This window comes from Leucobacter komagatae, from assembly GCF_000834055.1.
In the GTDB taxonomy this organism is placed as follows: Bacteria; Actinomycetota; Actinomycetes; order Actinomycetales; family Microbacteriaceae; genus Leucobacter; species Leucobacter komagatae_A.
On record NZ_JXSQ01000054.1, the window covers coordinates 1 to 6,882 of the forward strand.

General features: G+C 64.7%; 6 protein-coding genes and 1 pseudogene. 6 read left to right on the top strand and 1 reads right to left on the bottom strand.

The window, feature by feature from the left end; translation table 11 throughout:
* Positions 1–31 precede the first annotated feature (31 nt).
* Positions 32–541, top strand: coding sequence for a 5-(carboxyamino)imidazole ribonucleotide mutase (gene purE / locus SD72_RS16500; protein ID WP_042545565.1), 510 nt, complete (start codon positions 32–34; stop codon positions 539–541).
* A gap of 4 nt (positions 542–545) precedes the next feature.
* Here the strand turns inward: purE and SD72_RS16505 are convergent, their stop codons facing one another.
* A complete protein-coding gene (locus SD72_RS16505; protein ID WP_232299841.1) occupies positions 546–1,502 on the bottom strand; it encodes a mannosyltransferase in 957 nt (318 codons plus the stop codon).
* A gap of 320 nt (positions 1,503–1,822) precedes the next feature.
* Between SD72_RS16505 and galE the strand changes: the two genes are divergently transcribed.
* The 5 genes and pseudogenes from galE to SD72_RS18415 all read left to right on the top strand — a co-directional run.
* Positions 1,823–2,836, top strand: coding sequence for a UDP-glucose 4-epimerase GalE (gene galE / locus SD72_RS16510; protein WP_042545567.1), 1,014 nt, complete (start codon positions 1,823–1,825; stop codon positions 2,834–2,836).
* Complete coding sequence (locus SD72_RS16515) at positions 2,833–4,263, top strand: LCP family protein (protein ID WP_042545568.1); 1,431 nt, start codon at positions 2,833–2,835, stop codon at positions 4,261–4,263. The genes galE and SD72_RS16515 overlap by 4 nt, the downstream gene beginning before the upstream one ends.
* 48 nt (positions 4,264–4,311) lie before the next feature.
* Positions 4,312–5,292: a glycosyltransferase gene (locus SD72_RS16520; protein WP_042545569.1), complete on the top strand. Its 981-nt coding sequence runs from the start codon at positions 4,312–4,314 to the stop codon at positions 5,290–5,292.
* A gap of 84 nt (positions 5,293–5,376) precedes the next feature.
* Positions 5,377–6,231 carry a glycosyltransferase gene (locus SD72_RS16525; protein ID WP_420038435.1) on the top strand — a complete coding sequence of 285 codons (855 nt, stop codon included), beginning with the start codon at positions 5,377–5,379 and terminating at the stop codon, positions 6,229–6,231.
* A 379-nt stretch (positions 6,232–6,610) separates the two neighbouring features.
* A pseudogene (locus SD72_RS18415) lies at positions 6,611–6,882 on the top strand (hypothetical protein); the annotation flags it as partial.

A 6,882-nucleotide genomic window follows, 5' to 3' on the forward strand; every position in this document is an offset into this window, starting at 1 on the left:
GTGCCCTCCTCACGGCCGGTACGATTGGGGTATGAGCGAAGCAACCCCCCTCGTTGGCGTAATCATGGGCTCCGATTCCGACTACTCGGTGATGCAGGACGCGGTGTCGATGCTCCGCGAGTTCGGTATCGCACACGAGGTCGAGGTCGTGAGCGCGCATCGCACGCCCGACAAGATGGTGAGCTACGCGCGCGACGCGGCGGATCGTGGCCTGCGCGTCATCATCGCGGGCGCGGGCGGGGCTGCCCACCTGCCTGGCATGGTTGCCTCGATGACCTCGCTGCCCGTGATCGGCGTGCCAGTTCCGCTCGCGAAGCTTGACGGAATGGACTCGCTGCTATCGATTGTGCAGATGCCAGGCGGCATCCCGGTCGCGACCGTGTCCATCGGTGGTGCGAAGAACGCCGGTATCCTCGCCGCTCGCATCCTCGGAACGAGCGACGACGCCCTGCGCGCAACCCTTGAAGAGTACGCCAGGGGCCTCACCGACATGGTCGAGGACAAGAACGCGGCGCTCAAAGCTCGGGCCGCCGCAGAGTAGATCCCTAGATCAGGGAGTGCGTCTCCCACAGCTGCCACGCCACGGCGCTCCACGAGAACGAGCGCCCACGGTCGGCGGCGTGGACCGAGAGCCGTTCAAGCTCGCTCGTGCCGTCACCGCTACTCGGAATGAACAGACGGGACAGCGTCGTCACGAAGCCGAGGGCTTCCGGCTCGGCGAGCCCTGCGTCAAGAATGTACTCGTCGAAGGCGGCAGTGCCGGCGTGCAGCACGGGCACGCCAGACATAAGCGCAGCGATCACGGTGTATCCGGTCGCTGCGAACGACTGCGGCTGCAGCAGCATGGTCGCGCCCGAGATAATCGCACCAGCGTCTGCGAGGTCCTCAGCGGGAACGACGGTGACGCGGTCACGAATGCCGGCAGGCAGCGAACCGACAATGTCGCTCGGCTCCGGCGTGCCCTTCACGTGGCGCACGGGGTCGATACCCGTGATCACGACGAGATGGGGTAGCGAGGGGTCGGAATCGTAGGCGTCGAACACCCACTGCAGCCGACCGTACTCATCGAGATTCGCGGTGGTGACAACGTAGTTGGCTGGCAGGCCGAGGCGCGCGCGGCGTTCGGCTGAATCGTCGGCCTCGAGGAGCACGCTCGGCGCTACCGGCTGGATGACCTGGACCGGGATGTCGTGCCCAAACTGCTGCTGCAGGAGGGAAGCGGTCGCGTGCGAGGTCGCGATAAGTACATCGGCGTGCCGCGCTGCGCGCTTCACAAACGAGCGCGTGAGTCGCCCCTGTGCGGGGGTGAGGAGCTCTGGCGCCTCCCATGCAAGTGCGTGCGGTACGGACACGGTCGACTGTGTTCCGTCATCCTCGGGGCGCGCGCGCAGCGGGATCATTGGGGTGATCGCGTGCGTCATCTCGCCGTCGAGCGGGCGGGCGGTTGTGCCCGACTGCCAGAGGATCGGCAGCGCGTTTGCGCCCATTGGCAGTTGCTCCACGGCGATCCTGGCGGAGCTGAACACGGGAGGAACCGAGCCTCGCGCAGACAAGAAGCGTGCGCTGCAGCTTCTCGGCGCTGACTCTGCGAGCGCGTTTACAAGATCGGTGGCCGCGGCAAAGTGCACGCGAGCTTCCCAATCGGGAAAGGGCTCCGCGATAAGGCTGAGAGTCGCCATCCCCACCTCCACCGGTAGCCTGCAGAAAACATGGACTCATAGCCATTCTACGGGGAGTGAAATGCACTTTACTGCACGGCACGCCCTGGGAATCTCCGGAGTGCCGCATGGTTCTCCCTGCTGGGGTGAAGTAGCCTCGTCCTATGCGTGTTCTGCTCACAGGTGGAGCCGGGTATATCGGCTCCCACACTGCTCTCGTGCTTCTCGAACGTGGCCACGAGGTGATTGTGCTCGACGACTTCTCAAACAGTAGTCGCGAGGCGGTTCGGCGCGTCGAAGAGCTCAGCGGCCGGTCAATCCCCGTCATCGAGGTTGATCTTGCAGACCGCGCAGCAGCTCAGGCGGCGTGTGCCGATCTCGACGTCGACGCGGTCGTGCACTTCGCTGGCCTCAAGGCCGTTGGCGAATCCGTGGCGCAGCCCACCCGGTACTACAGGGTGAATATTGACTCGACACTGAACCTCCTCGACATTCTTCGCGACCGTGGCATCACCCGGCTCGTCTTCAGTTCAAGCGCGACCGTGTACGGTGACCCGCAGTATGTTCCGCAGGACGAAGCACACCCGTCGGGTGTTGGGCTCACGAACCCGTACGGGTGGTCGAAGTCGATGATCGAGCAGATCATCCGCGACACACAGGCAGCCCGGCCCGAACTGCAGGCGGTGCTGCTGCGCTACTTCAACCCCGTTGGGGCGCATCCGTCAGGCCGCATCGGCGAGGACCCGTCAGGGATCCCGAACAACCTCATGCCCTTCATCGCGCAGGTCGCTGTCGGCAAGCGCGACAAGCTCAGCGTCTTCGGCGACACCTACCCAACACCGGACGGCACTGGGGTGCGCGATTACATCCACGTCATGGACCTCGCTGAGGGACACGCGGCGGCGCTTGAGCGGATGACCGACGGCGTGAGCACGTATAACCTCGGCTCGGGCACCGGCTCGAGCGTGCTCGAGGTCGTGCGCGCATTCGGCGAGGCTGCGGGCCGCGAGATCCCCTACGAAGTGGTTCCCGGTCGCGATGGCGACGTCGCCGAAACCGTTGCGAACCCAGCACAGGCAAACATCGACCTCGGCTGGCGCACGACCCGTTCGCTCGCCGACGCGTGCCGGGATTCGTGGGCGTGGCAGTCGGCGAATCCAGACGGGTACGGTGCATGAGCGTAAGCCTCGGGTACGACCTCGAACGGCCGATTCGCAAGCCGGACCTGTCGTCGCCCCCGGTCATGACGAAGCGGGCGCGCTGGCTGGTCGTTCTCGGGTTTCTGCTGCCAGGCAGCGCACAGGTACTCGCGGGCAATAAGCGTGCCGGTCGGTTCGGGCTCGGGGTCACATTCACCGCGCTGCTTGTCGCGCTCCTGATGCTTGGCGGGCTCGTTTTTGCGCGCGCGGCCACCCTGTCGATCCTCACCAACAGCATTTTTCTTTTCGTGCTGCAGTGGCTCATCGTCGGGCTCGGGCTCATGTGGTTGATCTTTGGTATCGACACGCTCCGGCTGACGAAGCTCGTGCGGGTCAAGCGCAACTGGCGCGTTCCCGTTGCGATGCTCTCCGTGCTCCTCACCGTGCTCCCCGTTGCTGGAGCTGCGTGGGCTGCAACGCTCATTAACTCCGGTCGCGGAGCGATCGGCAATATCTTTGTCGGTGCGCCGGCGGTGAAGCCGATCGATGGCAGGTACAACATCTTGCTTTTGGGAACGGACGCCGGGTCTGACCGAGAGGGGATCCGCCCTGACTCGATCTCCCTCGTAAGCATTGACGCGAAGACCGGCCAGTCGGTGATCATCGGCCTCCCGCGCGAACTCGTCGAGATGCCGTTCCCGGAAGAGTCGCCGATGAACGCACTCCACCCCTACGGCTTCGGTGTTGCGCCGAACGCCGTCTCCGAGTGGGGTGGCTGCTACACGACGTGCTACCTCAACGCCGTCTACACTGAAGTCGAGAACTTCCCAGAGACGTACGCCGGGCTCTACCCCGAGGCAGAGTCGCGCGGCTCAGAGCCTGGCATCGAGGCAACGAAAGACGCCGTGCAGGGTGCGACGGGACTCGACCCGCAGTTCTACGTGCTGTTGAACATGGACGCCTTCTCGAACATCATCGATTCGCTCGGCGGAGTCACCGTCACGGTGCCAGAGCGGCTCCCGATCGGCGGCGGTATCGACGAGTACACCGGCGAACTGGTGAACGTCGACGACTGGATCGAGCCAGGGGAGCAGCACCTCAACGGCTTCGAGGCGCAGTGGTTCGCCCGCTCCCGCTACGGCTCCGCGAACGGCGACTATGACCGCATGCAACGCCAACGTGACCTGCAGGCCGCAATCCTTGCGCAGATGAACCCGGCGAACGTGCTCTTGCGTTTCCAGGAGATCGCCGCGGCAGGCTCACAACTCGTGAAGACCGACATTCCAGAGTCGATGCTCGGCCGGTTTGTCGACCTCGCGGGCAAGGCCCGCGGACACGCCCCGGTCAATGTTGAACTCGTGCCGCCGACCATCGACCCGGAAGACCCCGATTACGGTGCTATCCACAGCCTTGTCGCTGAGGGTGTCGCGGCCGCCAGCCCCGAGGCCGAGGGCGACTCGCAGTAGACGACCCCGTAGACTAATGCGGGTTTCACGTGCAACGAAAGGGTGGTCATGCGGGTCACGGCAGTACTGGTCGCCTTCAATCGGCGCGAATTGCTTGGCGAGGCGCTCGACGCGCTCGCAGCGCAGTCGCGCCAAGTAGACCGACTTGTCGTCGTCGATAACGCGTCGACCGACGGGGCAACTGAGGTTGCGGAAGAGCGGCTTGCGAGCTGGGGCGAGCGCGCTCGCCTCATCAAGCTGGAGAAGAACACGGGTGGCGCCGGCGGCTTCGCCGTCGGCATTGCTGCCGCTGTCGTTGACGAGGAGACCGACTGGGTGTGGGTCATGGACGACGACACCGTGCCCGGCCCAGACGCGCTCGCTGGCGCGCTGACTACCCACGAGCGCTACCGCGCAACCGGGCGTGATGACCTCGCCGTCATGGGTTCGCGCGTCGTGTGGACGGACGGCGAAGACCACCCGATGAACACTCCGAAGGCGAAGATTCGAGCTGGCCGTGCGGAACGCTCGCGTGCCGCGGAAGTTGGGGCGATGGAGATCCGCTCGATTTCCTTCGTTTCGGCATTCCTGAGGGCGTCGCGTGTGCGCGAGCTCGGGCTGCCGCTCGCCGACTATTTCCTCTGGAATGACGACTTCGAATACTCGGCGCGGCTACTCCGCGGAGCCCGCGGACTGTACACGCCAGCCTCTGTGGTGACGCACAAGACCGCGAAGCGAGGATCGAGCGACGCAGATCCCGGGCCCCGCTTCTTCTTCGAGGTGCGCAACAAGCTCTGGGTCTTCCGCAAATCTGACGCGCTCTACGGCTGGGAAAAGTTCCTGTACTTCGGCGCGAGCATCAGGCGCTGGATCCGCACGTTCCGCGCCTCAAGCGACCGCGCTCAGCTGCGCGACTGCCTGAAGCGCGGCTGGGGCGAGGGAACGCGCACGAACCCGCGATCCACCCGCGACGTGCTTCGCGACACCGGGGTGCCCGTCGACGTAATGATTGAGATCGAGCGCCTCGAGAAGGCTGGCCTCCGCGCGTAGTGCCGCGAGAGAGCGGTCGGTGAGCCTCCGTCGCACCGCTCGCGGCATTGAGGCGCCCCGCCCGGCTAAGCTGATGGAGTTATGGTGACTGCCCCAGAATTCTCCCTGCTTCTGCCCGTGTACGCCGGGGACGATCCATCGTTCCTGCGGCTCGCATTCGAGAGCACCGTCGACAAGCAGACGCTTCGGCCAACCGAGGCAGTGATCGTGCAGGACGGCCCGGTTCCCGAGGCACTCGCGGCAGAACTCGCGCGCATCGAGCGGGAGAGCCCCGTGCCCGTGCGGATCGTGCGGCTTCCCCAGAACGGCGGGCTCACCACGGCGCTCAACGCAGGGCTCGACGCGTGCGCGTACCCAGTGGTCGCACGGATGGACGCAGACGACGTTTCCGCTCCTGGGCGCTTCGCGGCGCAGTGGGAGCTCATGAGCCAAGGGTTCGACCTCGTCGGCACCGGCATGGTCGAGTTCGAAACAGACCCTGACAAGGTGAGCGCTGCACGGATCCCCCCGACCGGTCAAGACCGCATCCGCGAACATGCCCGCACCCACAACCCCTTTAACCACCCCACCATGATGTACCGGGTCGCCGCCCTCGACGCTGTTGGGCGTTACCAACCCTTCGGCAAGATGGAAGACTACTGGCTCGGGGTGCGGATCATCGCGTCGGGTGCACGCGTCGAGAACATCACCGAGCCCCTCGTGAAGTACCGGGTGGGCGCTGGCGCCTTCGCGCGCCGTGGCGGGTGGCAGGAAGCGAAGACCGAGTGGGCGCTGCAGCGTGAGATGCTGCGCATCGGGTTCATCACTCGCGGCGAATACCTCCGCAACGTTGTTGTCAAAGGTGTCTACCGGCTCATGCCAGCGTCGCTCAAGCGCGTGCTGTTTCGGCGGTTCGTCGGCTCCGGGCTACCGGGCGACAAGGCCGCACCGAGCCAGTAAGAGGGGCGGCACCGTCCGTCGTTGCGGATCGAGTTTCTCTTTCGCCCATAGTTCCGCCCCTACGTTGCCACAGGAGTGGGAACGGATCGGCCTGAGGCCTTCCTGAGTCGTGGATGTCTCGTACTACGTGCCTTTTCGCTGAAGCTAGCGTCACGTAGACTAAACGAAAAGTGTCAACTGTTGAGTGAAAGTTGAGTCCATGCGGCAGATCACCTCGCCGAGAGTCGACCAGTCTGAAATCCTCCGGCCGGCCCCCTCGTCCCGTCGGCGTGCCCTCGGGGTCGCGATCGGACTGTTCGTGATGCTGGTTGGGCTGCTCGCGCCTCCCTCCCCTGCACTTGCGGCTGGACCCTCGGACGGCTTTCAAGCAGGAAATATCGTGTCTGATGCCAACTTCTATGATGGCAACGCTATGACGGCTGCGCAGGTGCAGACTTTTCTAAATCAGCAGGTACCGCAATGCTGGCTGGGTCGACCAGGATATGAGGTAGGAAAGAAGGTCGTCTGGGGTGGTGTTTCGACTACGCTCGCCTCAAAGTGCACACGTGACTACGTTGCGAAGACGCAGAGTCGAGCCTCCAACGCCTACTGCAGTGCCTACGCCGGAGGCGGCAACGAGACCGCCGCTCAGATTATCGCCAAGGTCGGCAA

What these genes read in the sequence shown, in the direction of transcription:
- purE (WP_042545565.1), top strand. Translation starts at nt 32, where the DNA reads ATGAGCGAAGCAACCCCCCTCGTTGGCGTAATCATGGGCTCCGATTCC.
- galE (WP_042545567.1), top strand. Translation starts at nt 1,823, where the DNA reads ATGCGTGTTCTGCTCACAGGTGGAGCCGGGTATATCGGCTCCCACACT.
- SD72_RS16515 (WP_042545568.1), top strand. Translation starts at nt 2,833, where the DNA reads ATGAGCGTAAGCCTCGGGTACGACCTCGAACGGCCGATTCGCAAGCCG.
- SD72_RS16520 (WP_042545569.1), top strand. Translation starts at nt 4,312, where the DNA reads ATGCGGGTCACGGCAGTACTGGTCGCCTTCAATCGGCGCGAATTGCTT.